Origin of the sequence: Paenibacillus sp. V4I5 (assembly GCF_030817255.1) — a bacterium.
Classification (GTDB): domain Bacteria; phylum Bacillota; class Bacilli; order Paenibacillales; family NBRC-103111; genus Paenibacillus_E.
In genome coordinates, this window is record NZ_JAUSZB010000002.1 from 5,085,478 (window position 1) to 5,110,701 (window position 25,224).

Below are 25,224 nucleotides of genomic sequence, written 5' to 3' on the forward strand. Positions count from 1 at the left end.
AAGCAAAGCTCTAAGGAGGAGTGTATGATGAAAGATGTTCTTGGCATGATCAATCTCATGAATGAACAGGATGATTTATCAACGCTAACCCGAAATCGTTGTGTCGCTGCTGTGCCTTTTGCGGGTCAGTACCGACTAGTAGATTTTGCGCTTTCTAATATGAGCAATTCGGGCATTCAGAAAGTCGTCGTTTTGGCTAATTCGAAGGCGGATTCACTGCTTGAACATGTGGGTGACGGGCATCACTGGGGGTTAGATGCTTCGGATACAGGAGGGTTCTCTATTCTCCCGCCTTTCTCCCTGTGGATAGATCCCGCGAGTGATACACGAGATCTCGACCATGGCGATCTCCTTCATCTCTACAGTCATCTCGATTATTTAAGGTCGTGCACCGAAACCTATATTTTGCTTGCGCCTAGCAGCGTTATTTATCGTTCTAATTTCGAAAATATGGTCGATTTTCACCTCAGCAGTGATGCGGAAATTACGGTACTTTTTAAACATTTGACAGAGATTGACCGTCATGCTCATATTGGTCGCGCTTACAACTTGGAGATGAATGATCAAGGCCGCGTGATTAGCGCCTCTCAGACTTATCACGCACTGCCGAGCTTAACACCGCAAAATATCGATTTGGATACGATGGTTATGGAACGGAAGCTACTGATCGATCTCATTGAGAAGAGCTTGAAGCGCGGGAGCGAGATCTATCTGAAAGAGGTCATCTGGGCTCATCTGGCCGATATTCATGTACAAGGCTATGCCAATCATGGGTATATGGCGATTATGGATTCCGTGGACAGTTACTATGTGCACAGCATGGATCTCCTGCAACCGCAAGGTTGGAAGCAATTCATGATTAATCAAGAGTTTGTCTATACGCGAAAAGAGGTAGAACAAGCAACGGCCTGTAACCATGACGCGCTGATCCGTAATTCGTTCGTCGCTCATGGCTGCCGGATTGAAGGCTATGTGGAGAACAGCATCTTGTTTCCAGGTGTGACGGTAAGTAAAGGTGCCAGTGTTAAGAATAGTGTCATCATGCATGATTGTGCAATTGAAGCAAGCGTGTATTTGGACCGTGTTATTTTGGACAAGCAGGTCGTTGTAGAGCAAGGGGCCGTGTTATGCGGTCAGTACGCACATCCTTTTGTGGCTGAGAAAAGTGAAGTAATCTAATCCAAAGGTGCGAGAGTAGGAGGATCGGTTATGAACGTAATGTTACGTGACAAAGGTGCTAAGCTGCTAACACACATAACGGGTTACCGCAGCCGTGTCTATAAGCTAGCTTTGTTCTTTTTAGTCTTTATTCTAGCGATAATTGTCGTCAGATGGACAACTTCAGAACAAATCGGTGAACCGGAGATCATCCTTTCACCGGAGATCATCAGTCTGAATCCGGAAGGATCAGATGACACTTTCCTACCCGTTCTGCCGCCTACTCTTGCCGCTGCCCAAGCGGAGACTAGCAATGATATTAGTACTAGTATGCAGGCAGCTGAGGCTAATTCTTTGGTGCTTATACTACATAGCTTAGAGGGAATATCACTATACGATGATACAGAGTCAGTCATTGCTAAGAAAGGGTATCCACTAACGATTGTCCAAGATCCCCGCTTTATTGGAGCCCTTACGTATGAATATCCGGATATGAATATTGGTTTCCAAGATGATATCGTGACTTTTGTTCAAATTCCAGTCAAGGCTGGGCACGTTCAAATCAATGATCAACGGATTCCATTGACGATAACAGATGTGAAGCGGCTGCTAGGGGAACCCGATTACGCAGCGGAGGATGGTATCGTCTTTCAGCGGAGAGAAGCACTGATTAAGCTTTTTATTGAATCAGAGACACAAGAACTGATATCCATCGATTATTATCATCTTTCAAGCACCTAATGTCTTCAGCTGGCCTCTGTGGTCAGCTTGAAGGCTTGTGTAGGGATATCTTCCTATTTTAGACAAAGCTTGTGTAAAAGGTAGAGGCTTGTTACTATTTAGAGAAAGAATAACGTAAGGGAGTGTGTGTGGCTAATGTCAACAGAGAAGTTCCAAGTTGATCAAGAAGAATTGGAGAAATCTATACAGCTTCGTATCAGTGGGGAGCTCGATTTGGCTGCGGCCTTAACGTTCCGTCATGCGCTCGAAGCGGTTGTTCATCGGGCGGATAAGGCGTTAATCCTCGATGTCGGGCAGTTGAGGTATATTGATAGCACGGGGATTGGCATTATGGTCTCAGCCTTGAAAATTCGGGATGAGTTGAAAGCGCCGTTCACGGTCAGTAATATCCCGGACGGCATTAAGAGGTTGTTTGATCTTACGGGAATCTCAGGATTCCTGAACGAAGGGATCGAAGGAAGCGCATGAATGTGATTCGTTTACAGATACCCGCGGCAGCGGAATACTTGGATATTGTAAGGCTCAGTCTCTATGGGGTTGCTACCAAGTTAGGTTTCACTTATGAAGATATCGAGGATATGAAGGTAGCGGTTTCGGAGGCTTGCAACAATGCTGTACTTCACGGGGAACCGCAGAGTGGCAGTGGGCAAATTGAAATTAGCTATGAGCCCGGAGACGACAGGTTGACTGTGAAAGTGAAAGATGATGGCACAGGTTTTAATTATCAAGAACGCCCCGAGCATACGGTGCCTTTGTCTGGGGCTTCGCCAAGTGAACTACAGTCTGGAGGCCTTGGCATTTATCTCATGCAAGCGCTGATGGATGAAGTTATCGTGAAAATAGACCGAGGAACCGAAGTCACGCTCGTCAAATATGTCCAAAACAAAACCACGGATTGACGGGAAACCGCCGATCCGTGGTTTTTTGCTAAGCGAAGTGAGGTTGTATATACAAGTACAATCTCTCAGTAAGAAGTCTCTCAGTAAGAGACTATGTTCACCTACATTTTTGTTTTCCGGTTTTTGGGAAATGGACAATTAGAAAAGCAAGTTGTACAGCGTACAACAATTCCCTTGATTTCTTCTTAAAAAACTCAGGATGTTGTATGTTATACAACAATTTAGCCCTTTTATAAGCTATTTAGCTACTTTAGGCTGGAATTGTTGTATTTGTTGCAACAATCGCTTGGAAACGCGGATTAGCTTGCTTAATGTTGTACAAAGTACAACAAGTACGCGGGTAGCAAACGAATGAAGAACAATTACGTGTTGGGCAGCATAACTTGCGGCACCAACCGTTACCAACTCTCTCGAGCAAGGACGGCGTAAGAGTGCTTTTACAAACTATTTGCCAAGGTACGCATCCAGCATCCAGCTGTGCTTCTCGAGCGATGAGCGAATTCCGATGAGCAGATCGGCTGTCGGTTGATCTTTTTGCTCTTCAGCAAGTTCAATTCCCTCTGTCAGCTCCGAGCAAATGCGGGTAAAGTCACTCACCAGCTGCTTCACCATTTGCTCAGCCGTATCCTCATTCTTAGCTTCCTTAATGGACGCTGTGGCCAAATGTTCCTGCAAGGTAGCTGTCGGAATGGTACGAAGTGATAGCATTCTCTCCGCGATGACGTCTAGATGCAAGGCAGCCTCTGTATATAATTCTTCGAATTTGATATGTAGGGTAAAGAAATTCTCACCTTTCACATACCAATGATAGTTATGCAGCTTCATATAGAGAATCGAAAAGTTAGCGACCTGCTTGTCAAGAATCTCCGTAATCGGACTTGCTTTCGTTGCGGTTTTGACCATTATGAAATCCCTCCACTTAATTAGTATGGTTGTGCTTACGTATAAGTACCCTGTCATATTCCGCTTGAAACAGAAAGGAAAGTAAATCGAAAATTTCAGCATACATTGTTTCAGATGCCAAGAACGGGGGTAAGCAATAAGTAATTAAGCAGATAGGGGTGATTGAAATGTTAGTACAAATTAGTGCGATCATTGCAGCCGTTGCGTTTGTATTCCTTGTCTTCTATTTGATTCAAACTTTGAAATCACTGAAAAACTCATTAGATGAGATCACATTAACGATGGGCCAAATGAAGGATGAAGTCACACAGATCAGTTCGGAAGTACAGGACGTTATTCTCAATACCAATGAGATGGCCATAGATGTGCGTGTGAAGCTGTCGAAGCTTAATCATCTGTTCAGCTCGGTTAACGATGTAGGACAAGTGATTCACGAGTTAACATCGTCGGTGAAACAATCAGCCACGAGTTTAATCTCAGCCGTTAAACAAACGAATTTAACCCAACAAACTCAGCCGCTTAGTACGAAATGGAAGACGATCTTGCAAGGAGTTGCCATCTCGTATGAGATGTTGCAAAAAATGAAAGCCAAGAAATCACCGCAAACCGGTGTTACGAAATAGAGAGGGGTCATCTTGTGAACGCTATACGTAAATTTACTGTCTACAAACAATCGAATGGGAAAGAAAATATCATATACTTAAGTGGAGAACTCGATTTATCTGCTGCATCGGAGCTGGCCACAGCGCTTGACTCGGTCGTTCATAAAGGAAATGAGATTCTAACGTTAGATTTAAAAGAGTTGCGTTATATTGACAGTACCGGAATTGGTATGATTGTTTCCGTGCTTAAAGTGAGAGCTGCGATGAAGGCAGCCTTCCGTATACATCACATCCCTGCCAAAATCCAGCGACTATTCGAACTAACTGGCATAGCCCGCTATTTGGTAGGTCGTGAAGACCAAAGTCAAAACAAAGGTGTAACAGAAAGGAAAGAAGAAATCATATGAGCCCATACATTGGCCTTACGATACCGGCAAAGGCAGAATATCTAGATATTGTTCGACTCACTTTATATGGCGTTGCCACCAAAGCGGGCTTTTCCTTCGAAGATATTGAAGATATGAAGGTTGCTGTGGCAGAAGCTTGCAATAATGCGATCCTGCATGCTTACTCTCATGACCAGTCAGGAACCGTGGAGGTTCAATTTGAACACAGCAGCGGATTTTTGAGGATTTCTGTGAAGGATGAAGGCAATAGCTTTAATTATGTTCAAACAGATGCCGACGCAGCCTCGCTGCACCATAAATCCATCAGTGAAGCGACGGTGGGGGGACTAGGTTTGTTCCTGATGCAAGCTTTAATGGATGATGTACAAGTACTGACGCATAACGGTAAAGGAACCGAGGTTATTCTGACGAAGCAACTGGCAAGCCAGCTGAATAGAAAAGAGGAAATGGTATGAATGCGAATGCATCATCCTCGAAACCGTTATATGAAATGTACTCGAAAATGAAGATCTATAAGGAAACCGCTTGTCAAGAGACGGCTACGGCGCTGCTACTGCATTATGAACCCATTGTTCGTATGGCCGTAGGCAAGATGTCGCGGAGCCGTCCTGATTTATATGAGGATTTATTTCAAGTTGGACAGATGTCGATGCTGCGGCTTTTTGTACAGTATGACAGCACCATGGAGATTCCGTTTGAAGCCTATGCCATGAAAAGCTTAATTGGTCATCTGAAAAATTATTTGCGTGACAAGTCATGGTACATACAGGTTCCAAGACGAATTAAGGAGAAAGGTTCGCTTGTCCAGCGTGCCCTGGATGAGCTAACTATGAAGTTTGAACGTTCGCCGAGTATCGATGAGATTGCGGCTTATTTGGAGCTGAGTCCGGAAGAAACGATTGAGATTCTGGCAGGCCGCGATTATTATAATTACACTTCACTGGATACTCCGCTCACGAGTGATGGGGATAGTGCGACGATTGGCGATATGATCGCTGGTCCAACGGATGACTATCAAACCCTCGAGAGACGTATGGATCTTGAAGAGGCGATGACTTGTTTGAAAGAGGAAGAACGCACTGTTATTGGTCTTATCTATCATGAAGGACAATCGCAACGGCACATTGCTGACCAATTAGGGATTTCTCAGATGAGTGTATCCCGGATTCAAAAGCGGGCGATTGATAAGCTGAAGACTGTCTTAAACCAGAGCACGTAAGGGGGCTACCGGATGCCGGGCAACCATTTTCAATTGGAATACGGGAAGAAAGTACGCTTAGAAAGCATTGATACTAATGAAACTGGAGCCCTTCACGATCGGGAAGAGGCCGAACCGACTATCGAGTTTCTGAGTGAGCGATTAGAAACCTTGCAAAATATCCTGTACGCCGAGAAGAAGCAGTCTGTTCTTTTTGTGATTCAGGGCATGGATTGCAGCGGCAAAGATGGCGTCGTTAAGCGTGCGCTCGGAAGACTGCATCCACAGGGCTTTCAAGTAAGCAGCTTCAGAACGCCTACCGAAGAGGAAGCCGCTCATGATTTCTTGTGGCGCGCTCATAAGGTTGTGCCTGCGAAAGGAATGATCGGGGCTTTCATTCGGTCTTATTATGAGGATGTACTGATAACCCGAGTACACAACTCGATTACCGATTCAGAAGCGAAGAGTCGATTTAAGCACATTAACCGATTTGAGAAATTGCTGGAGAGCAGCGGTGTGAAAATCGTTAAGATTTTCCTGCATATCTCGAAGGATTTCCAACTTGCAAAGTTGCGGAATCGGCTAACGGATCCAACCAAACGTTGGAAATTCGACAAGAATGATCTCGTGGAGCGAGAATCTTGGGACGAATACCAGAAGGCTTATGAAGATGTGTTTAAGCAGTGCAGCTCGTCTTCTGCTCCGTGGTATGTCGTGCCTGCTAATCATCGCTGGTACCGAGATTGGGCCGTTCTACAAATTGCTGTAGAAGCGTTGGAAAGCATGAATTTAGCTTATCCGGAATCCGATCCGGAGCTCGATCAGTTGCTGGATCAATTATAGAAGCAAGCGCAAACTATCTCTCTAGCTCTCTTAATGTGGTATAGTGAGAATAGTAGAATGTTAACATAACATTCGCTACGAACTGTACTAGGAGGCAAACATGTTTAAATCTATTCCTGTCAGCATAAAGGCTAAAATTACTTTAGGATATGTCTGTATTATTCTATGTTTAGGGGCAGCCCTTTTAGTTGTGAGTGATCGAATAACCTCTCTTCAGAAGGAAGTAGACTTCATATCCACGCATGACATTGAAGTACGCGATCTCCTAAACGTTATACAGAAAAATATGATCGATATGGAAACGGGGATGCGAGGCTACGTCATTACAGGGGATGAGCAGTACTTGGATCCCTATGAGGCCGGAAGCCGAGCATGGCTCGATAATTATAATAAGCTTCATCTTTTAATAAGTGAAAATCCTGCACAACAGAAAAGCTTGGAGCAGATTAAACCAACGATTCAGAACTGGATCCAGAATGCTGGCGAAAACGTTGTTAAGTTGAAAAAAGAAAACAATACAGCAGCCATTAATGATTTATTTAAACAAAATTCAGGAAGAAAATGGATGGATCAGCTGCGTACGCAGTTTGATTCCTTTCTTAGGGTTGAACAGCAGTTAACGGCTGCAAGAGTCGATCAACTAGCGAAAAGCAACTATAATCTTAGAGTTGTTCTTTTTATTGTTTTGGGTATTACTTCCATTTTCTCCGTTCTGGTGGCTTTATTTTTGTCCAATTCGATAACTAGCACGATCAATCGAGTCATTAAGACAATTCGAGATATTACAGCTTCTGAAGGAAATCTAGATGCTAGAATCGAAGTGACAACCAATGACGAGATTAGAGTGTTGGTGGAAGCAACGAATGATTTGCTGGCAAGCTTAGATAAGCAAAACTGGATTCAAACCAATATAACTGAAGTTTCGATCTTGTATCAGGGGATTAACGATATCACTGAATTGAGTGAAACCTTTGTGAGTAAGCTAGCTCCTATGCTGGATGCCGTCTATGGTGTTGTATACCTCCGTAATAACGTTGGGGGCGAGACTCGGTATGTGAAAATAGCAGGATATGCGGCATCCGGGGTAGATCCCTCATCTGCTAGCTTTCAACTAGGGGAAGGCTTAGTCGGTCAATGTGCCGTAGATAAGCGGATTTTCCTGATGGACAATCTCCCGGAGAACCATATTAAAGTAATGTCAGGCTTAGGCGTCTCCACACCTCAAAGCCTACTGGTTGCTCCTATCATTGTGGAGGGCAAAGCCGAGGCAGTTATTGAGTTAGCTTCTCTTCAGCCCTTCCAATCGAGGCATCTTACGTTGGTTGATTTGCTGCAAGAGAAATTCGGAACGGCGATTACGAGTGTGCGAAGCCGAATGGAAGTAGAGCGTCTGCTTTCGGAGTCACAGATGTTGACGGAAGAGCTGCAGTCACAATCGGAAGAACTGCAAACACAGTCAGAAGAGCTCCAGATGCAGCAAGAGCAGCTGCGGATGACGAATGAGTTCCTAGAGGAACAGAACCATTTCGCGGAGCAGAAAGCGTTAGAGTTAAAGAAAGCGAAAGATGAGCTGGAAGAGTTCTCGCTTAAGCTTCAGACAAGTTCGAGGTACAAATCAGATTTTCTTGCAAATATGTCCCATGAGCTGCGAACACCGCTCAATAGCATTATGATTTTGTCGCAAATGCTTGCGGAAAATAACGGGGAAATGCAAATGTCGGAGGTCGTGGATTATTCACGTGTCGTTTATGCTGCAGGCAATGATCTGCTCGCGCTGATTGACGATATTCTTGATTTATCCAAAGTCGAAGCGGGTAAAATAGAAATTATGACGGATGAGGTCAACGTGACCGAAATTCCGCAACAAATGAAGCTGATGTTTGATCCTGTAGCGGATAAGAAGTGGCTGGATTTCGAGGTCATTTTGGAGCCTAATGTGCCTAATGTGATTCTGACGGATGGCCAACGCCTGCAGCAAATCGTGAAGAATCTGTTATCTAACGCTTTTAAATTTACCGAGCAAGGCTCTGTAACCATGAAAATTGCGCTCGCTGACCCTTCTCGAGTCAAAGAGCTGCTTCATAGAGATCCGGAAGAAATCGTACTGGCTATTTCGATTACAGATACCGGAATAGGTATCCCAATCGATAAGCAGCAGGTTATTTTCGAAGCATTCCAGCAGGTGGATGGTACAACGAACCGGCAATACGGCGGAACAGGACTTGGTTTATCGATATGCCGCGAGTTTACGCGTTTGCTTGGTGGGTCCATTGTCGTGAAAAGCGAGCTTCATAAGGGCAGCACGTTCACCCTCTATGTGCCTAATGCGTGTGAATCTGAGCCTGAGGTTCAAGAGAACGATTATCCGCGAGGGGAAATTGCAGCAGCTAGCGAGGAATTGAAACTCGATACCATGGTAACCGTTTCGACGGAACCTAGTTCCTTGATAGCGGAGCAGCAAATGGCTGAGCCCATAAGCTCAGATTCGCAATTGTTTCACGGTAAAAGGGTGCTTCTCGTAGACGATGATGCGCGTAATGTTTTCGCACTAGTCACAGCACTTGAGACGAAGGGAGTTACCGTGGAGATTGCTGATCATGGCAAGCATGCCCTGGAGCTTTTATCCGTAGATTCCGATTACGACCTTGTGTTAATGGACATTATGATGCCGGTCATGGGGGGCTATGATGCGATGAAAGCGATTCGCGGTCAGCTGCAGCTGCACGATTTACCCATCATTGCACTAACGGCGAAAGCAATGAAGAGTGAGAAAGAGAAATGTCTGGAGTCCGGCGCTTCCGACTATATCACCAAGCCGCTGAATATGGATCAACTATTCTCCCTTATGCGGGTATGGTTGACGAAGCAGGTGAAGAAACATTGATTCGCCAGTCCTTGGATCATTACACCGAATTAGAAGAACTGCCCCACGATGAGCTGCAAAATATCGAGATTAATCTGCTCTTGGAAGGCTTATATCAAATGTATGGTTTCGATTTCCGCCATTATGTGCGTTCATCCTTACGCAGGAGAATTCTCAATCGCATGAAAGCAGAGAAATTGCCATCCATCACAGCGCTGCTAGAGAAAGTCCTGCATAAACCTGGCTTCGTGGAACAATTATTGAACGACATGTCGATCCGAGTGACAGAAATGTTCAGAGATCCAAGCTTTTTCAGCGCTTTTCGAAGTCAGGTAGTTCCCGAGCTTAGGAAGTATCCTGAGATACGGATTTGGCATGCAGGCTGTGCCACCGGAGAAGAAGTGTACGCGATGGCGATCCTGATGCAGGAAGAAGGCTTGGCCGAAAGAACGAAGATATATGCGACGGATATGAATGAGAAAGCGATTGAGAGCGCGCAAAAAGGCGCTTTCCCACTGAAGCAGATGCAAGTCTATACGAAGAACTACTTGGAATCTGGCGGGACCAAAGCCTTCTCCGAGTACTATACAACAGACCATCAATATGCTTATTTTCAGCCGCTGATGAAAGAAAATCTGATGTTTGCGCAGCACAACCTCGTAACGGACGGCTCCTTTAATGAATTCCATGTCATCCTATGCCGCAATGTCATGATCTATTTCGATACGAAGCTGCAGCAGAAAGTGCACAGCCTATTTCATGGCAGTTTAATTCCAGGTGGGTATCTAGGCTTAGGAAAAAAAGAATCCATTCTTTTCGTGCCCGAAGGGGTGCAATATGATGATTTCGTACCACTGGAACGAATTTATCGTAAGAGATAATTTTGCTGGACACTTTCCCTTGGAGAGTGTTTTTTTTGTTTTGAATATGGGAGGAGGCGGCGAGTAGCCCAACCCAACCCACAATGCTAATTATGGATTTAAAGTTGTGAAAATAAGGGTTGTTTCATCCTCAGCGTGGAATGTTTAAATATAAAGTAGATTGTACTTTGACGCAGAAAGAAGGGAAGCCAATGGAAGAAGATATCGATGAAAAGAAATCTACAGGCGATTGTACACCTGAGAAGTTGTTTCAGGAACTGGACAACGATCCGAGTGCCAAACTAGATAATGACCAGTTAGATCGCATAACGGCCATGGTGAATGAATATCAAGGGAATATTAAGTCCCATTTGATTGAACAGCAGGAAAAGAAGTCTTCAAGGGCTGATCGCCTTGCTGATCATATTGCCTCTTTTGGCGGGAGTTGGACGTTTATTGTGTTGTTTTGTTCGTTTTTGGGGGTTTGGATGATCATTAATCTGATGAGCTTCGCATTTGATAAACCGCCATTCATCCTGCTTAATTTGATTCTATCTTGTATTTCGGCCTTGCAGGCTCCGGTCATTCTGATGAGTCAGAATCGTCAAGCGGCGCGAGATAAGCAGGAGGCGATCCTTGATTTCGCGATCAATTACCGAGCCGAACAAGAGAATATGGAGCTAAAGGCAATGCTCGAACGTCTGGATAAAAGGCTGGAAAGAATGGAACAGCAGGGCTTAACGCGGCAACTTGAGCAAGGGGATGCCAAGGGATGAATTCATATTTTTCAGCTGAAATGTGTTTCATTACTAGGCGATGTGGTTAATAGATGACATAGCAAGAACAACCAATATTCGATGATAAGAAAGGGTGTTTCCTATGTTAGGTTGGGCAATTATGTTTCTAATCATTGCACTTGTAGCCGGTGTTTTTGGATTTTTTGGGATTGTCTCGGCAGCGGTAGGGATTGCCAAAGTCTTATTCTTCGTATTCCTGATTATGTTCGTCGTATCCTTGATTTTCTCAAGACGAAGAGGCTTTTAGCAAAAGTTTAATCATGCACTAACCCAATAAATAATAGCCAAAGAGGAGGATTACCATGAATACTTATACCAGAGTGAGTGTGACATCGAATCTTCAAGAGGCACAGAATAAAGTGCAGCAATTGTACAGAGAAGGCTTTGAGCGAGAGCATATTTATGTGCTGACTCATAGTGCTGAGGGTACTGATTTCGTCGCTAACTATACGGGCGCTGAGCAGATCACCATGGCGGAGGAGGGTGTGCTGACGTCGATCGCTAATCTGTTCCGTTCTCGCGGCGATGAGCTGCGGGCGAAGATGAGAGCGCTCGGTGTGCCTGACGTGGAGGCAGGTCGTTTGGAAGGCGAGCTGGATAAAGGGAAAATCCTTGTTCTGGCTACCCCTTCAACGGAAGTTAGAGACTATGACGGCGCAGATTTTCAACGCACTATTTTATAAGAAAACGTTAAAAAGGGGACTCCTTCAAGGAGTCTCTTTTCTGTGTAGATAAGAAAGTATAAGTTTTATACTTTTGCATCGCATCTACCTTGACAAACGCGCTCGTCCCTAAGGACGACGGAGTCGTTTATCCTTGCCTCATGCAAAAATAAAAACAAAAACCCTGAACGCCTCCATTCGGAGACGCAAGGGTTTCTTGTGAAATCAATTGCTACCTTCTTGCATTCATCGCCTGCTGCTTGTGTTCGATAAGGTTGGGAGCATCTTTAAATCCTTGACCATGGATGAATTGCAAATTGGACATGCAGGACTATCAGCGAATGAAAAATTATCTCTCATCCAGCATGAGCACTGTTCTGTGCTGCAGGTCCAGATGCTGGTTTGCTCCTCGGGGACAGGTTCCAACGATTTCTTTGAAAAGTACAATCGAACTCCTCCTTGTCATAATAGACTCAGACTCGCAAGCAGTTAAAGCAATATGTGGTGAAGGACTACAGCTTGACTACATTTTCAGCTTGCGGTCCGCGGTTACCTTGAACAACTTCAAACTGTACGCTTTGGCCTTCATCCAAGCTTTTGAAGCCTTCCCCAGTAATAGCGCTGAAGTGAACGAAGACATCTTTGCCGCCTTCCATTTCAATGAAACCAAAACCTTTTTCTGCATTAAACCATTTAACCGTGCCTGTTTCCATGTATACAAAAACCTCCAAAAATAATTTGTGCCTGCGCTCCTGTTTCCGAAGATCACGTAGATCCCGATAGCTTGTTAACGCAGCTTTGATAATATATCCATTTATAGGGGAGCTTATTCCATTTTTACTAAAAATTCATTTATCGAAAAATTTATCACAAAGTCGTTGCGTCAATAAGTATTGACGTGCCGCCATTCTCTGCTCTATACTGGGGCTAATTATAAGCCGCAAGACACAACTTCATAGTTCGTATAACCTCGATAATTCGGTTCGGGGGCTCTACTGGGAACCTAAATCCTAACTACGAACACAATATATGCTCATATATTGTGTTTGTTGTTAGGATTTTTTTGGTTTCCTCATTTACGTTGAGGAGGAAGAAAAGGATGGGTTCATTGTTGATTTGCAATGCAAAAGCAATTGTAACGGTGGATGAGGAGGATCGTGTGCTGGAACAGGCGAATATCCTGATTGAAGACAATCGGATCGTGAAGATGGGGAAGGACCTGTATGAGGCAGATCAGGTTATTGATGCGTCTCAGATGTTCGTGTATCCCGGTCTCATTAACGTGCATCATCATTTGTATCAAACGTTCACGCGCAATCTGCCGCAGGTGCAGAAGCTGGAGTTATTCGACTGGCTGCGTTATCTCTACGAAATTTGGAAAGGAATTACGCCGGACGCCGTGTATCATAGCTCACTTACGGGGATTGCGGATCTGATGAAAAACGGTTGTACGACCGTTTTCGACCATCACTATGTGTTTCCACAGCAAAATAGTGCCCATTTTGTAGATAAACAGTTTGAAGCCGCGGAGCGTCTTGGTATCCGATTCGTTGCTTCGAGAGGATCCATGACGCTGGGCAAGGATCAGGGAGGGCTGCCTCCCATGAGCGTTGTTCAGGACATAGATACGATTCTAGCCGATAGTGAGAGGCTAATTGATCTCTACCACGATGCCAGCACAGGCTCAATGCGGCAGGTAGTGCTTGCTCCGTGTTCACCGTTCAGCGTATCAGCGGATATCATGCTTGAATCGGCGATGCTCGCCAGGTCGAAGGGTGTGCGGCTGCACACGCATCTAGCTGAGACGAAGAACGAGGAAGCCTACACGCTCGAACGTTTCGGGATGAGGCCTTTGGCCTACATGGAGAGTCTGGGCTGGTTAGGCTCCGATGTGTGGTATGCGCATGGGATACATTTTAACGATGACGAAATGAAGCTGCTTGCACATACCAAAACAGGAGTCGCGCATTGCCCGATTTCGAACATGAAGCTGTCGTCCGGCATAGCCAGGGTTCCCGAGATGCTTGCGATGGGGATTCCCGTGGGCTTAGCTGTTGATGGCAGCGCATCAAACGATGGCTCGAATCTGCTAGAGGAACTCAGAGTCTCGTATCTCTTGCACAGACTTCAGTCTAGCAGTCAGGCGCCGACCGGATATGATCTCTTGAAGGTAGCAACCAGAGGCGGCGCAGAAATATTAGGAAGAAGCGACATTGGTTCGCTGGAGGTTGGTAAAGCAGCTGACCTGTTCATGGTACGTGTAGATCAAATTGACGCTGTGGGGACTCAGACTGATCCGAAGTCGTGGCTAGGGACGGTAGGGCTCAAACGTCCGGTTGATTATACGATTGTGAATGGGAAGGTTGTCGTCGAGAACGGCAAACTAGTTGCATCTGACGAGGAGAAATTAGCGAGAGAATGTCAGGATTCGTTCGAAAGATTCATTCAGCAATGAGAAAAGCTCGCTCCGCACCGGTCTTATAGACCGAATGAGAGCGAGCTTTTGGCTTAGGAGCAGGGCTATTCTCTTGTAATGGTTACACTACCAGTTTTATTATCGAAACCAACCTTACAGCCAAGCTGCTCGGCGATAAAACGAAGCGGTACGAAAGTGGAGCCATTCTTCAGGATCGGGGCGCTGTCCAATTGAACAGGGGATCCGTTAACGCTCGTTGTTTTACTGTTAAGGGTCAGAATAATCGTCTTGTCGTTAAGTTCGTCTTTCACAGTGATTTGCTCTGAGGCTGCGTTCCACTTCACTTCCGCGCCTAGCCTCTCCGAAATGAATCGAACTGGCACCATAGATACTTGATCCTCATTGATAAAAGGATGGGAGGAATCGAACTCGTATTCGTCATCGCTATCCTGATTCATCAGCAAGTGAATGTCTTTTTTGGCTATTTTCAAATCTTCTCTCAGAAATGAATAGAACTTAGAATCTTTGTTGAAATAGGTTAAGAAGGAATCGGTGTTGGCTGGTTCCTCACTTAGGTTCAATACCCCGCCAGAGGTATCAATTACACTAGCTGTAACAGGCTTATTGATATTCCATATTTCACTGGTGTAAGTAAATTTAAGCGCACTGACTCCAGCACTAACATCTGTGATGGGGAGTGTAAGCTCTGCATTTACTTTGCGAATCTGTTTATCGGTATCGATGAAGAAGTCTGTTTTAAGTATGGTTTTATCACTCAGTAATGCCTTCACTTGGGAGTCGGATACAGAAGAAAGAGTCTCCTGCATGTTCTCATCCCACTCGTCAAGAGCTTTCCGAAGAAATTGCTGAATGGTAGTGTAAACAAACTCAACAGCTAACGTTTTGTTATCAAAATAAGACATCATAAGGTCTGGCAATTCAGAACTGAACTCACTCTCGGAGGAGGAGGCTTTCATTTCTTCTTTGATAACAGGAACCAGTACATCATAGAGCTGACCAATCAATTCCTTCATTCCCTTTTCATCAGCGAGGATGTTCGTTAGGAATGTTTTCAGTAGGCCTACGAGTTCATTACCTTTCATCTCTATGTGAGCCTTTTGCATGGAAAGTATTTCACTATTCACAGGCTCGGACACGGAAGATACGGCGAAATGTTCCGGGTTAGGAGCATTGGTTAAGAAGAATTTGAGCAATGAAGGCCATAAATCTTCTGCTTTCTTGAGAAGCTGCTGCTGCATATCGGATGATAGCCCTGCAGAAGATGAGCCAGCCAAGCCAGCTTGCGCTCCCATCAGATCAAAGAAAAGCGGTTTCTTAGCACCTTCGATATGTATAGTGAATTTGGTCCCATTTACGTTGAGCTGGAAGGGGATAGACCCTTTGCTGTAAGTAAGAGCACCGTCTACAGAGATGTGTTGCTTATCTTGCATTTTAGCGCTCTTCAGCTCTAATTTTACATGATTCAAGACGTCAATCATCCGTTTCTCGTCAGCCGACAAGCCATCAGTGTTACCTGTGATAATGTCCATTTGAAGTGACCCTTTGGATTCGGCAGATTGAATGGTGGTACTATTTTGAATAGCTTGCCCCAAATCTAGCCCTTGAACAGCCTGACACCCGGTTAGTGCCAAAAGCATAATAACTAATGCAGTGGAAATCCACCAAGTAAATCTCTTTCTTTGCATCTACAAATCTACTCCTTAGATATAATAGCTAGTAAAAAATAGCAGTGATAGATTATACGCACGAAAAGAGGGAAAGATGCGCTTTGATTAGAAAATTTTTACAATGGTTTAATAGACACGAATAAAAAAGCTCGATTCTCAGAGGTCTTAAAGGCCTGATGAGAACGAGCTTTGTCTTAGGAAAGCAGTACGATAACCAATAGTTCGAAGAGGACAAGCGTCATGATTTGGTTGTATTGTGCTGGTGTATAGACGGGTCTATGCTGACCATGAGGATGCCCGTGCGGATTCACTTGAAGGTAAGCGTGATGTCCATCCACATTAACCAAAACACCTTCATGTGTATGCCCTTCTAACGTCGTGACACGAATGTTGCGACCGATATGCGGGTGGAGTTCACCTAAGATCGTATCTCTTTTCTGCTTGAGCATGTGCTGCCAATTTGGATCTGCCTGAAAGAGAACGAGAGGCCCTTGATGACCATGATGATGCGGTGGATTCGGATTCGTATACATATTGTTTCGCTCCTTTTTCGTGCGGCTGCACATAGCAGCAGGCTTTTTGCCTAGGTTTACTACTAGACTATTCAGCCGCCCAAAAAAGGTGCTATAGACCACTCGCGTCTAATTCAAACAGGTTAGTCGCGTTTAATCGTGACTACACGGGTATCGTCATTGAAGGAGACTTTGCCTCCGAGCTGCTCTGCGATGAATCGAATCGGCACGAAGGTGGATTCGTGATGGAGTGTAGCCGCACTTTCCAACTCGACAGAAGCGCCGTTCACACTTGCGGTTTTACTGTCTAGCTTCAGGATAACCGTCGCACCAGTTAATAAATCCTTGATGGTTACTTGCTGAAGATCTCCGTTCCAGCTAACCTCAGCCCCAAGCTTTTCAGAAATGAATCTCACAGGCACCATTGTTGTGCCATCTGAATTAATAAAAGGCTGCAGTTCATCGGAGGCGGATCCAGCCGTACTCAGATTGACTTCTTTTTTCGTCACTTTCAAATCTTCCTTGAGCAGCTTGTAAATGAGAGACTGCTTATCTAGGTTATTCAATAAGCTATAGATAGAAGAAGCTTCCAGACCTACATTTAGAGCACCGCCAGAAATGTTAATGGTATTCGCTGTGACCGGCTTATTAATATTCCACGTCTCACTTACGTAGGATAGCTTGAGAGCAGCAACGCCTGAGCTCGTATTCGTAAGAGGAACATTCAATGCAAGGCTTTGCTTGCGAACTTGCTTATCAGCATCAATGTAAATATCTGCTTGAAGGGTTGATTTGCTGTTAAATAAATCCTGAATCGGCAGAATGCCCTGTTCGTTGGAAGCATCTCCGGCAATCATTTTATCCAAGGACGCAGCTGTTTTCTTCAGGAAATCTTGAACAGGTGGATAGACAAGTCCAACGGCTAACTGTTTATTACTTAAAATCTTTAGAGAAAAGTCAGTAGATCCGCCCTTGATTTGCTCCTCAATTATGGGTGAAAGGGCATCGTACAATTGGCTGATCAGTTCTTTCAATCCAGCTTCATCAGCGAGAACATTGCTCAGCAGCTTTTTGATAAGGGAAGCCAGTTCCGTGCCGCTAAGCTCGATATGCGCTTTTTGCAGAGAGAGGGACTCGCCATTCACTTTGTCCGTAACAGGTGTAACGGATATGTTCGACGGATTAGGTGTATTAGCTAAAATAAGTCCAATAATCGCAGATTTAATATCCGCAATTTTGTTGCCGAACTGTTCTTGCACGGCTGCGGGTAACAGCTTCGTAAACGATAAATTAGAACCTCCTAAGACATCGAAAACAATCGGTTTCTTCGCGCCTTCGACACTCAAAATGAACTTAGTGCCCTCAGTTGCAAGTTTGAAAGGAATTGTGCCTCTACTGTATGTAATCGTACCATCTGCCGATAGGTGCTGTGCATCTTGTGCTTTTACATTGGTGAGTTCGATTTTCACGTTTTGCAGAGCGGTTAGTGCCTTCTGTTCCTCAGTGGATAGCTTAGAAGTGTTGCTGGGCACAAACTCGAGCTGCAGGGTACCTTTGGATTCTGAGGACTTCACGGCCCAGTCATTCTGAATGGCCCCAGCAAGGTCCAATCCTTGCGCAGCCTGGCAGCCTGATAAAGTAAACATCATTAGAACCATTGCGGCGGAGATCCACCAAGTCAATTTCTTTTTGTACATGTGATAATCTACTCCTTAGGTTTAATAAAAATAGTAAAAGACGTCCAATGATTATACGCGAAATAAAGCCGAAGGATTCGCTGTTAAGAGTAAATTTTTTTGAACGAAACCTTTTATTACCAAATTCGTCTATATTTATGAGGCGTACTGCGTACAAGGTAAATTTACTAAAGCAAAACTCTTAGGAGGTAATTGTCTATGATGACGTTGTTTGCCATATGTTTCTTTGTAGGCCTTGTACTTACGGTTCTTATTACGTTTTTTGGTGGCGAATTTCATGCGGATAACGGGGCTGCCCATGCCCATGGTGGACCGTCTTTTTTTAACTTATCCTCCATTTTAGCTAGTTTGACGGTGTTTGGCGGCATTGGTTATATGCTGAATCAAGTTGGGATGACAAGTGTGTTGCTCATTCTGCTTATCGCAATCGGTGCCGGTCTCTTCATTGGATGGCTCTTCTTCCTTCTCTACGCCAAAGTTATTTATAAGCATGACCACAGCATGAAAGAGAGCGATTTTGACCTGAGTGGTCAGTTAGGAAAGCTGTCTGTGCCGATTAATGGAAAGGGTATGGGCGAAATGATGTTTGTGATGCATGGCACTACGCGTTCTATCAGTGTTCGCTCTGAGAATGGGGAATCCATTCCGAAAGGGACGAAGGTCGTCGTTTTGTACATGAATAAAGGGATTGCGACGGTAACGGGGTTTAACCAATAATAGCAGCTGCAATTAACTACTGGGAGGTTATGCGTTTATGTTGGGAATTTTGTATACGGTTGTTGCGATTGTTGTTGTTGTTTTTATCTTACTGGCTTCTATTGTGAGAGCGTACAAGAAAGTGCCACCGAATGAAGCCATGATTGTGTATGGTTTAGGTGGTAAAAGGGTCGTACAAGGTGGAGGGACGTTCGTCATCCCTGGTTTTCAAAGTTTTAAAACGATCTCTATGATGCTCATGAGCTTTGATGTGAAGCCGGATCAACCTATGTTTTCCCAGCAGGGAATACGGCTCAAAATTGAGGCGGTGGCTCAGATCAAGATTCAAAGTGATCCAATCGCGATTGGCACAGCCTCGGAACAGTTTCTTGACCACACACTGCTGGAGCGGGAAATGATGATTTTGCATTCTGTAGAAGGGCATCTTCGTGGGTTGGTTGGGCAGCTTCCAGTTGAAGCTATTCTCAAGAACCCGGATGAACTCAACAGCAAGATGAGGGAAACTTGTTCGGAGGATTTGGATAAAATGGGGCTGAGCCTTATCTCCTTTGTACTCAAACGAGTGGCCGACGATCAAGGATACATTGAGAACCTGGGCGTGCCGGAAGTGGAGCGTATCCGCAAAAGTGCTAGTATTGCCAGAGCTGAAGTGGAGCGGGATATTCAAATTCGTCAGGCAGATACGGAGAAGGAATCCGCGATTCGTCGAGCGGAAGCCCATCAGTTAAAGATTGAGGCGGAGAGCGCTGCTTCGGCGAAGGAAGCGCAGTACCGCAAAGAGCTCAGTATGAAGGAAGCCGAGTTCAAGCAGGAAACGACGAGCCGGCAGGCTGAAGCGGATTTGGCCTATGAATTGAAGCAGAATCAAATTCAACAATCACTCGTGACTGAACAGGTGAAGATCAAGCAGATGGAAGCGGAGGCGAACAAGACAGTTCGCCAGATTGAAGTCGAGCTGAAGGAGAAAGAGCTCGAAGCGTCGGTCATTAAGCCAGCTGAAGCGGAAAAGCTAGCAGCTATTATGCGCGCCGAAGTCAATAAGCAGAGGCAAATTCTCGAAGCCGAGGCGGATGCCGAGTCGACGAGAAAACGCGGCGAAGCGACGGCCGAAGCGGAGCTCGCGAAAGGGAAAGCGAATGCGGAAGTCGTCCGCTTGGCGGGACTTGCGGAGGCTGAAGCGTTGGAGAAGAAAGCGGAGGCTTACAAGCAGTATACACAGGCGGCGGTTACAGTGGAGATTCTTCGCATACTGCCGGAATTGGCTGAGAAAATTGCGGCCCCGCTGAGCAATGTAGATAAAATTACGGTGATTTCGCAAGATGGAACGACGTCAGGCGTGAATCGGATTACAGGCGATATTGCCAAAATGATCGCGCAAGTACCGGAAATTACACAGACGCTAACAGGCAAAAGCGTGACGGATCTTGCGCGTGCATTCCTAGGCAAGGATAACGAACTTATTTTGAATAAGGAATCGGAATAACGTGAATGCGCAGTATTATTGAGCAATGTCCTCAGCTTCCAGGCTGGGGATTTTTTTGTTAAAAGCGTTTTAGATTTAAAGCAAAAATGGTTGAATTGCTATACAATGAGAAAAAACACAAGAATTAAGTGAAATGGTAGATAGCTTCAAAGAAATGAGGACCCTACATCGTGCAGATATACAGAAAGTTTCTATGGAATTTATTGTTAAATTATATAATGGGGTCTGGGATCGCTGTTGTTGTGGTTGGCGGAGTCATCATTTCTACAACTCTAACGATTTCGAATGCGGAAATGGTGCGAGTATTCTTCATTATGGTCACCTCGCTATGCGTGATGATGCTTGCTGAAATCGCGGTGTTTCGTAGGCATATGAAGCCTATTCGCGAGATGCTGGAGCAGGAGACTCCGGATCTGGCAACCATCCGAGAAGCCTATTTACAAACGCACCGATTTCCGGCGCTTTCGGTGATGCGGATCATGGGGCCGCACTTTCTTGGCTTATCGATCCCTGCTATGACGATGGCTAGCATCGGGATTGCGAGAGGTTGGTTATCTCTTCCGGTTTTTTACATAGGGCTTGCCGGTATTGGTGCAGTGCTTGTGGCGAGCATGCATGCTTTACTAGAGTTCTTCACAACAGCTCAGGCCATCAGGCCGGTGCTCATACATATTCGGAAATTGGGACAGCGCATCTACGGTGAAGATGTTTCCTTGGATGGAAGAGTCATCGTTTCGATTCAACGAAAGTTTCAGCTAAGTGCTTTCCTCATTGGAACTATGCCGCTCTTTCTGTTTAGTTTAGCAACTCAAATTCGTTTGATTTCGCAGTCCTCGGATATGACGGTCGATTATTGGAAATGGGCGGGTATCATTCTACTGCTTGGAGTCGGCTTTTCCTCCTTAGGGGCACGCATGCTGGCAAGAGACATCCAATAGCCAATTGGAGATTTATATAGGGCAATGAAAGAAGTTCAATCCGGCGATCTGCAGGTAAGAGCCTCAGATTTATTTTCGGATGAATTTTCGCGGCTAGTCTGGTTTCAACCACATGGTAAAGGGGCTTGAAACGCGTGAAAAGATGAACAACCAACTGCTGCAGAGCTACTATTCCACATTAGCGGCTGCACTCGATGCTCGGGATGCTTATACAGCAGGTCATTCGACGCGTGTCGCCAAGTATTCCTTGTTGATTGGACGAGCTGTAGATTTGAACGAACAGGAGCTCGATCTATTGAACAAGACCGCTCTATTGCATGATATCGGCAAAATCGGTGTGCGCGACGATGTGCTGCTGAAGGAAAGTCGGCTCACCGACGAGGAGTTCGAGCAGATCAAGCTGCACCCTGTGCTCGGCGAATCGATTTTGAAGCAAATCGAGCCGGCTGAGGCTATGGCGCCCCTGCTTCCAGGCGTGCGCTCGCATCATGAGCGCTTTGATGGCGGCGGGTATCCGGATGGCCTGAAGGGCCTGGATATTCCGGAGTTCGGCCGCATCATTGCGGTTGCCGATGCCTTCGATGCCATGACCTCCGATCGTCCCTATCGGAAAGGGATGCCGGTCGAGAAGGCACTGGCCATTCTCGCTGAAGGAAAGGGGACCCAGTGGGACCCAGTGGGATCCCTGGTTCGCTCAAAGGTTCATTGAAGTTCTATAAGGTTTAAAACGTATGAAGGAAAGGCCTTACAGCCGCGGAACTGCGGGTTGTGAGGCTTTTTTTGTTACCACAATAGAAAGAAAGTATAAGTTTTGGAATAGATGTTGAGGATTCCCACTTACTATGCACTCTCGCACCGCTAGCCCCAGCAAAACCTCACTGAGAAGCCCGATTCGGCCTTCTCAGATCTAAACCCCGGCCTATCGTGCGGAAAAGGCAGCTGAGGGTTCCTACTCGTCCTTCTCATGTAGTTAACAAAATCATGAGGATAATATGTTGGGGTACTTTGGATGTATAGATAGCAATTTGAAAAAGGTGAATGACTAGTATAACTAATTTCTATGTTATTTAATATAACATTAAAGCGTTTTCAATTATCGAAGTAATAAACTAACTGTTCGTATTTTCCACAATATAACTGTTATTAATTTGTAAAACCGAACAATTAATTGTAATTTACGTTAAATTGTTCGTGAAATAAAGAAACGTTTGTTGGTTTTACTAAGTGAAACTGCAAATTTTTGTTGAAAAATACGAATTTCTGAGTTACATTAGTAGTAATTATTCGTATGTTAGATAATTTGACGTAAAAATTTACGGTGTAACGGATATTAAAGAATTTATTAATTAACTAACATTCAATGTAAGAATATAACCGATACAGGAGCGTGAATCAAAATGAAGAAAAAAATTGTTATGGTAGGAAACGGAATGGCTGGAGTCAGTTGTATCGAGCAAATGCTAAAGCTTGCGCCGAACCGCTACGAAATTACAATCTTCGGAAGCGAACCGCACCCGAACTACAATCGCATCCTGCTTTCATCGGTTTTGGCAGGCGATGCCGATATGAAGGACATTGTTATCAACGACTGGTCCTGGTACGAAGAAAATCACATCACATTGTACACGGGACATACAGTCAACAAAATTGATACGGAACGCAAGCTCGTTAGAACTGACGGAGGTGTTAGCGTCCCTTACGATGAACTGATCATCGCAACAGGATCGCTGCCGTTCATGCTTCCGCTGCCTGGCGCGGACAAAGAAGGCGTCATCGCCTTCCGAGATATCAAAGATTGCGAAACGATGATTGAAGCCGCTAAGAAATACAAGAAAGCGGTCGTGATTGGCGGAGGGCTTCTCGGTCTGGAGGCAGCGCGTGGCCTGCTAAATCTGAATATGGAAGTATCGGTTGTACACATTAACGAATACTTGATGAATCTACAGCTCGATAGAACAGCTTCTCTATTGCTGCAGCAAGAATTGGAACGCCAAGGCATGAAGTTCTTGTTAAAGAAAAACAGCGAATCGATTCTCGGGAAAAAACGTGTTACGGGACTTCGTTTTACGGACGGATCGGAAATTGAAACGGACCTCGTGGTCATGGCCGTAGGGATTCGCCCTAACATTGCGCTTGCCAAAAGCAGCGGAATTGAGATCAATCGAGGTATTGTTGTCAATGACCTTCTCGAAACGAACGTGCCTAACATCTATTCCGTCGGCGAATGTGCCGAGCATCGCGGTGTAGCGTATGGCTTAGTCGCTCCGCTCTACGAGCAAGGCGGAGTGCTTGCCAAACGGCTCGCAGGCATAGAGACCGCTGGTTATCAAGGCTCCGTCGTATCGACCAAGCTGAAAGTATCGGGCGTGGACGTGTTCTCGGCAGGTGAATATGCAGATAAACCTGATACCCGTGCCGTACGCGTGCAGGACGATTTCGAAGGTATTTATAAGAAGGTCGTTATTAGAGACGGCAAAGTCATCGGTGCTGTTTTGTTCGGTGACATCAGTGACGGCTCTCGCCTGTTTGCGATGATTCGTAACGGAGAAGATGTAACTGGTAAAGAAAAGACGGTTCTGCTCGGTGAGGGTGGAGGTAAAGCGAAATCCGGCCTTGATTTGGTTGCGTCGATGAGCGATGACGAAATTGTTTGCGGCTGTAACGGTGTATCCAAAGGCGCGATCGTTCAGGCTGTTCAAGAGAAAGGCTGTTCCAGCATCAATGAGATAAAAGCTTGTACCAAAGCTTCCGCTTCCTGCGGCGGCTGTAAGCCTCTTGTAGCTGATGTGCTCACTTACGTACTCGGCGCAGACGGTGTGAAAACCGTAAAAGAAGGCATTTGCGGCTGTACGACACTTGGACGTGATGAAGTGGTGGAAGCGATCCGCGGTATGAGATTGACGACATCGAAGGAAGTCATGAATGTACTGGAATGGTCGAATACAGAAGGCTGCTCCAAATGTCGCCCGGCGCTCAACTATTATCTGGCCATGGTATGGCCGGAAGAGCATGAGGACGAAAGAGAGTCCCGCTTTGTGAACGAACGCAATCACGCGAATATCCAGAAGGATGGCACGTACTCGGTTGTTCCGAGAATGTATGGGGGTGTCACGACACCGAAGGATCTGAAAAAAATCGCGGAAATCGCAGAGAAATACGAAGTGCCGCTCGTGAAAGTAACAGGTGGTCAGCGTATTGACTTGCTCGGTGTGAAGAAGGAAGACTTGCCAGGCATGTGGGCTGATCTCGATATGCCTTCAGGCTACGCATATGGTAAGACACTGCGTACAGTGAAAACGTGTGTAGGTTCAACGTTCTGCCGCTTCGGTACGCAAGATGCTATCGGCATGGGTATTCAGCTAGAGAAGAAGTTTGAGCGTCTAGGCACGCCGGCAAAAGTTAAAATGGCCGTATCGGGCTGTCCACGGAACTGCGCGGAAGCCACGATCAAGGATTTTGGCGTTGTGGCGATTGACGGAGGCTGGGAGCTGCATGTCGGTGGTAACGGAGGAACAAAGCTTCGCGGAACCGATTTACTGTGCAAAGTGAAAACCGAAGAAGAAGTACTGGAATGGTCCGGCGCTTACTTGCAGTATTATCGCGAAACAGGGAAGTACAACGAACGAACTGCCGAGTGGGTAGAACGTGTCGGTTTAGATACGATCAAAGTGGCGTTGGAGAGTAAAGAAGACCGCACCGCTCTAATTGAGCGGATTGAGAAGGCGTTGGATCTGATGAAGGATCCTTGGAAAGAAATCATTGAACAGCAAGAGCTGCGCAAGACGTTCGTTCCGATGGAAGAGCAGTCGGCAGAGTCTATTTTGAAATAGAGGGGATGAA

At 45.4% G+C, this 25,224-nt stretch carries 26 protein-coding genes and 1 riboswitch; of the genes, 20 read left to right on the forward strand and 6 right to left on the reverse strand.

All coding sequences use genetic code 11. The features are described from left to right. The first annotated feature begins 24 nt into the window (after positions 1-24). The 4 genes from glgD to rsbW (QFZ78_RS25215) all read left to right on the forward strand — a co-directional run bounded on the left by glgD (position 25) and on the right by rsbW (QFZ78_RS25215) (position 2,798). Positions 25-1,179, forward strand: a complete 1,155-nt coding sequence (glgD, locus tag QFZ78_RS25200) for a glucose-1-phosphate adenylyltransferase subunit GlgD (protein WP_307551615.1) — start codon at positions 25-27, stop codon at positions 1,177-1,179. Between the two features lie 30 nt (positions 1,180-1,209). Further along, complete coding sequence (locus QFZ78_RS25205; protein WP_307551617.1) at positions 1,210-1,899, forward strand: hypothetical protein; 690 nt, start codon at positions 1,210-1,212, stop codon at positions 1,897-1,899. A 135-nt stretch (positions 1,900-2,034) separates the two neighbouring features. Beyond that, positions 2,035-2,367: an STAS domain-containing protein gene (locus QFZ78_RS25210; RefSeq protein ID WP_307551619.1), complete on the forward strand. Its 333-nt coding sequence runs from the start codon at positions 2,035-2,037 to the stop codon at positions 2,365-2,367. Further along, positions 2,364-2,798 (forward strand): anti-sigma B factor RsbW, encoded by a 435-nt coding sequence (rsbW, locus tag QFZ78_RS25215; protein WP_373460216.1) that lies wholly within the window; start codon positions 2,364-2,366, stop codon positions 2,796-2,798. Before QFZ78_RS25210 ends, rsbW (QFZ78_RS25215) begins: the two co-directional genes overlap by 4 nt. 444 nt (positions 2,799-3,242) lie before the next feature. On the opposite strand, the gene QFZ78_RS25220 is transcribed toward rsbW (QFZ78_RS25215), so the two are convergent. Beyond that, positions 3,243-3,701 carry a Dps family protein gene (locus QFZ78_RS25220; protein ID WP_307551622.1) on the reverse strand — a complete coding sequence of 153 codons (459 nt, stop codon included), beginning with the start codon at positions 3,699-3,701 and terminating at the stop codon, positions 3,243-3,245. Positions 3,702-3,868: 167 nt separating this feature from the next. Between QFZ78_RS25220 and QFZ78_RS25225 the strand changes: the two genes are divergently transcribed. From QFZ78_RS25225 to QFZ78_RS25270, 10 genes are all read left to right on the forward strand, one after another. Continuing rightward, positions 3,869-4,324: a DUF948 domain-containing protein gene (locus QFZ78_RS25225; protein WP_307551623.1), complete on the forward strand. Its 456-nt coding sequence runs from the start codon at positions 3,869-3,871 to the stop codon at positions 4,322-4,324. 14 nt (positions 4,325-4,338) lie between these two features. After that, positions 4,339-4,710 (forward strand): STAS domain-containing protein, encoded by a 372-nt coding sequence (locus tag QFZ78_RS25230; protein WP_057304436.1) that lies wholly within the window; start codon positions 4,339-4,341, stop codon positions 4,708-4,710. After that, positions 4,707-5,165, forward strand: a complete 459-nt coding sequence (gene rsbW / locus QFZ78_RS25235) for an anti-sigma B factor RsbW (protein WP_307551625.1) — start codon at positions 4,707-4,709, stop codon at positions 5,163-5,165. Before QFZ78_RS25230 ends, rsbW (QFZ78_RS25235) begins: the two co-directional genes overlap by 4 nt. After that, entirely contained in the window at positions 5,162-5,929 is a 768-nt protein-coding gene (locus QFZ78_RS25240; protein WP_307551627.1) for a sigma-70 family RNA polymerase sigma factor, read from the forward strand. The genes rsbW (QFZ78_RS25235) and QFZ78_RS25240 overlap by 4 nt, the downstream gene beginning before the upstream one ends. Before the next feature lie 12 nt (positions 5,930-5,941). Then, positions 5,942-6,751: a PPK2 family polyphosphate kinase gene (locus QFZ78_RS25245; protein ID WP_307551629.1), complete on the forward strand. Its 810-nt coding sequence runs from the start codon at positions 5,942-5,944 to the stop codon at positions 6,749-6,751. A 100-nt stretch (positions 6,752-6,851) separates the two neighbouring features. Further along, positions 6,852-9,635 carry a CHASE3 domain-containing protein gene (locus QFZ78_RS25250; RefSeq protein ID WP_307551630.1) on the forward strand — a complete coding sequence of 928 codons (2,784 nt, stop codon included), beginning with the start codon at positions 6,852-6,854 and terminating at the stop codon, positions 9,633-9,635. Beyond that, complete coding sequence (locus QFZ78_RS25255; protein WP_373461137.1) at positions 9,605-10,495, forward strand: CheR family methyltransferase; 891 nt, start codon at positions 9,605-9,607, stop codon at positions 10,493-10,495. Before QFZ78_RS25250 ends, QFZ78_RS25255 begins: the two co-directional genes overlap by 31 nt. Positions 10,496-10,686: 191 nt before the next feature. Beyond that, positions 10,687-11,250 carry a DUF1003 domain-containing protein gene (locus QFZ78_RS25260; RefSeq protein WP_307551632.1) on the forward strand — a complete coding sequence of 188 codons (564 nt, stop codon included), beginning with the start codon at positions 10,687-10,689 and terminating at the stop codon, positions 11,248-11,250. A gap of 103 nt (positions 11,251-11,353) precedes the next feature. After that, on the forward strand, positions 11,354-11,518 hold the full coding sequence (locus QFZ78_RS25265) for a DUF1328 domain-containing protein (protein ID WP_307551634.1): 165 nt from the start codon (positions 11,354-11,356) through the stop codon (positions 11,516-11,518). Positions 11,519-11,573: 55 nt separating this feature from the next. Next, the gene (locus tag QFZ78_RS25270) at positions 11,574-11,954 is read left to right on the forward strand and encodes a YflT domain-containing protein (protein WP_307551636.1); all 381 of its coding nucleotides are present in this window, start codon (positions 11,574-11,576) and stop codon (positions 11,952-11,954) included. A gap of 225 nt (positions 11,955-12,179) precedes the next feature. Here QFZ78_RS25270 and QFZ78_RS25275 read toward each other — a convergent pair whose 3' ends face one another. Further along, positions 12,180-12,380 (reverse strand): cold-shock protein, encoded by a 201-nt coding sequence (locus tag QFZ78_RS25275; RefSeq protein WP_082562262.1) that lies wholly within the window; start codon positions 12,378-12,380, stop codon positions 12,180-12,182. 65 nt (positions 12,381-12,445) lie between these two features. Then, positions 12,446-12,646 carry a cold-shock protein gene (locus QFZ78_RS25280; protein WP_029196201.1) on the reverse strand — a complete coding sequence of 67 codons (201 nt, stop codon included), beginning with the start codon at positions 12,644-12,646 and terminating at the stop codon, positions 12,446-12,448. A 227-nt stretch (positions 12,647-12,873) separates the two neighbouring features. Further along, positions 12,874-12,970, forward strand: a riboswitch (purine riboswitch). A gap of 62 nt (positions 12,971-13,032) precedes the next feature. Between QFZ78_RS25280 and QFZ78_RS25285 the strand changes: the two genes are divergently transcribed. After that, the gene (locus QFZ78_RS25285) at positions 13,033-14,388 is read left to right on the forward strand and encodes an 8-oxoguanine deaminase (RefSeq protein WP_307551638.1); all 1,356 of its coding nucleotides are present in this window, start codon (positions 13,033-13,035) and stop codon (positions 14,386-14,388) included. A gap of 65 nt (positions 14,389-14,453) precedes the next feature. Here the strand turns inward: QFZ78_RS25285 and QFZ78_RS25290 are convergent, their stop codons facing one another. The 3 genes from QFZ78_RS25290 to QFZ78_RS25300 form a co-directional block, all read right to left on the reverse strand. After that, the gene (locus QFZ78_RS25290) at positions 14,454-16,055 is read right to left on the reverse strand and encodes a copper amine oxidase N-terminal domain-containing protein (protein WP_307551640.1); all 1,602 of its coding nucleotides are present in this window, start codon (positions 16,053-16,055) and stop codon (positions 14,454-14,456) included. Between the two features lie 176 nt (positions 16,056-16,231). Next, on the reverse strand, positions 16,232-16,570 hold the full coding sequence (locus QFZ78_RS25295; protein ID WP_307551642.1) for a hypothetical protein: 339 nt from the start codon (positions 16,568-16,570) through the stop codon (positions 16,232-16,234). A gap of 122 nt (positions 16,571-16,692) precedes the next feature. Further along, a complete protein-coding gene (locus QFZ78_RS25300; protein ID WP_307551644.1) occupies positions 16,693-18,246 on the reverse strand; it encodes a copper amine oxidase N-terminal domain-containing protein in 1,554 nt (517 codons plus the stop codon). Between the two features lie 198 nt (positions 18,247-18,444). Between QFZ78_RS25300 and QFZ78_RS25305 the strand changes: the two genes are divergently transcribed. The 5 genes from QFZ78_RS25305 to nirB all read left to right on the forward strand — a co-directional run bounded on the left by QFZ78_RS25305 (position 18,445) and on the right by nirB (position 25,214). Next, positions 18,445-18,963, forward strand: a complete 519-nt coding sequence (locus tag QFZ78_RS25305) for an NfeD family protein (protein WP_307551646.1) — start codon at positions 18,445-18,447, stop codon at positions 18,961-18,963. 37 nt (positions 18,964-19,000) lie between these two features. Next, positions 19,001-20,446, forward strand: coding sequence for a flotillin family protein (locus QFZ78_RS25310; RefSeq protein WP_307551648.1), 1,446 nt, complete (start codon positions 19,001-19,003; stop codon positions 20,444-20,446). A 170-nt stretch (positions 20,447-20,616) separates the two neighbouring features. Then, positions 20,617-21,384, forward strand: a complete 768-nt coding sequence (locus QFZ78_RS25315) for a hypothetical protein (protein ID WP_307551649.1) — start codon at positions 20,617-20,619, stop codon at positions 21,382-21,384. A gap of 112 nt (positions 21,385-21,496) precedes the next feature. Then, positions 21,497-22,093 (forward strand): HD-GYP domain-containing protein, encoded by a 597-nt coding sequence (locus QFZ78_RS25320; protein ID WP_307551651.1) that lies wholly within the window; start codon positions 21,497-21,499, stop codon positions 22,091-22,093. A 688-nt stretch (positions 22,094-22,781) separates the two neighbouring features. Further along, positions 22,782-25,214 (forward strand): nitrite reductase large subunit NirB, encoded by a 2,433-nt coding sequence (gene nirB / locus QFZ78_RS25325; RefSeq protein ID WP_307551652.1) that lies wholly within the window; start codon positions 22,782-22,784, stop codon positions 25,212-25,214. Positions 25,215-25,224: the final 10 nt, after the last annotated feature.

Coding starts and splice junctions, on each gene's coding strand:
- QFZ78_RS25310 (WP_307551648.1), top strand. CDS start 19,001: ATGTTGGGAATTTTGTATACGGTTGTTGCGATTGTTGTTGTTGTTTTT.
- QFZ78_RS25270 (WP_307551636.1), top strand. CDS start 11,574: ATGAATACTTATACCAGAGTGAGTGTGACATCGAATCTTCAAGAGGCA.
- QFZ78_RS25300 (WP_307551644.1), bottom strand. CDS start 18,246: ATGTACAAAAAGAAATTGACTTGGTGGATCTCCGCCGCAATGGTTCTA.
- QFZ78_RS25260 (WP_307551632.1), top strand. CDS start 10,687: ATGGAAGAAGATATCGATGAAAAGAAATCTACAGGCGATTGTACACCT.
- nirB (WP_307551652.1), top strand. CDS start 22,782: ATGAAGAAAAAAATTGTTATGGTAGGAAACGGAATGGCTGGAGTCAGT.
- QFZ78_RS25280 (WP_029196201.1), bottom strand. CDS start 12,646: ATGGAAACAGGCACGGTTAAATGGTTTAATGCAGAAAAAGGTTTTGGT.
- QFZ78_RS25240 (WP_307551627.1), top strand. CDS start 5,162: ATGAATGCGAATGCATCATCCTCGAAACCGTTATATGAAATGTACTCG.
- QFZ78_RS25320 (WP_307551651.1), top strand. CDS start 21,497: ATGGTAAAGGGGCTTGAAACGCGTGAAAAGATGAACAACCAACTGCTG.
- QFZ78_RS25305 (WP_307551646.1), top strand. CDS start 18,445: ATGATGACGTTGTTTGCCATATGTTTCTTTGTAGGCCTTGTACTTACG.
- QFZ78_RS25295 (WP_307551642.1), bottom strand. CDS start 16,570: ATGTATACGAATCCGAATCCACCGCATCATCATGGTCATCAAGGGCCT.
- QFZ78_RS25245 (WP_307551629.1), top strand. CDS start 5,942: ATGCCGGGCAACCATTTTCAATTGGAATACGGGAAGAAAGTACGCTTA.
- rsbW (WP_307551625.1), top strand. CDS start 4,707: ATGAGCCCATACATTGGCCTTACGATACCGGCAAAGGCAGAATATCTA.
- QFZ78_RS25250 (WP_307551630.1), top strand. CDS start 6,852: ATGTTTAAATCTATTCCTGTCAGCATAAAGGCTAAAATTACTTTAGGA.
- QFZ78_RS25290 (WP_307551640.1), bottom strand. CDS start 16,055: ATGCAAAGAAAGAGATTTACTTGGTGGATTTCCACTGCATTAGTTATT.
- QFZ78_RS25220 (WP_307551622.1), bottom strand. CDS start 3,701: ATGGTCAAAACCGCAACGAAAGCAAGTCCGATTACGGAGATTCTTGAC.
- QFZ78_RS25225 (WP_307551623.1), top strand. CDS start 3,869: ATGTTAGTACAAATTAGTGCGATCATTGCAGCCGTTGCGTTTGTATTC.
- QFZ78_RS25265 (WP_307551634.1), top strand. CDS start 11,354: ATGTTAGGTTGGGCAATTATGTTTCTAATCATTGCACTTGTAGCCGGT.
- QFZ78_RS25285 (WP_307551638.1), top strand. CDS start 13,033: ATGGGTTCATTGTTGATTTGCAATGCAAAAGCAATTGTAACGGTGGAT.
- QFZ78_RS25210 (WP_307551619.1), top strand. CDS start 2,035: ATGTCAACAGAGAAGTTCCAAGTTGATCAAGAAGAATTGGAGAAATCT.
- glgD (WP_307551615.1), top strand. CDS start 25: ATGATGAAAGATGTTCTTGGCATGATCAATCTCATGAATGAACAGGAT.
- QFZ78_RS25255 (WP_373461137.1), top strand. CDS start 9,605: ATGGTTGACGAAGCAGGTGAAGAAACATTGATTCGCCAGTCCTTGGAT.
- QFZ78_RS25205 (WP_307551617.1), top strand. CDS start 1,210: ATGAACGTAATGTTACGTGACAAAGGTGCTAAGCTGCTAACACACATA.
- rsbW (WP_373460216.1), top strand. CDS start 2,364: ATGAATGTGATTCGTTTACAGATACCCGCGGCAGCGGAATACTTGGAT.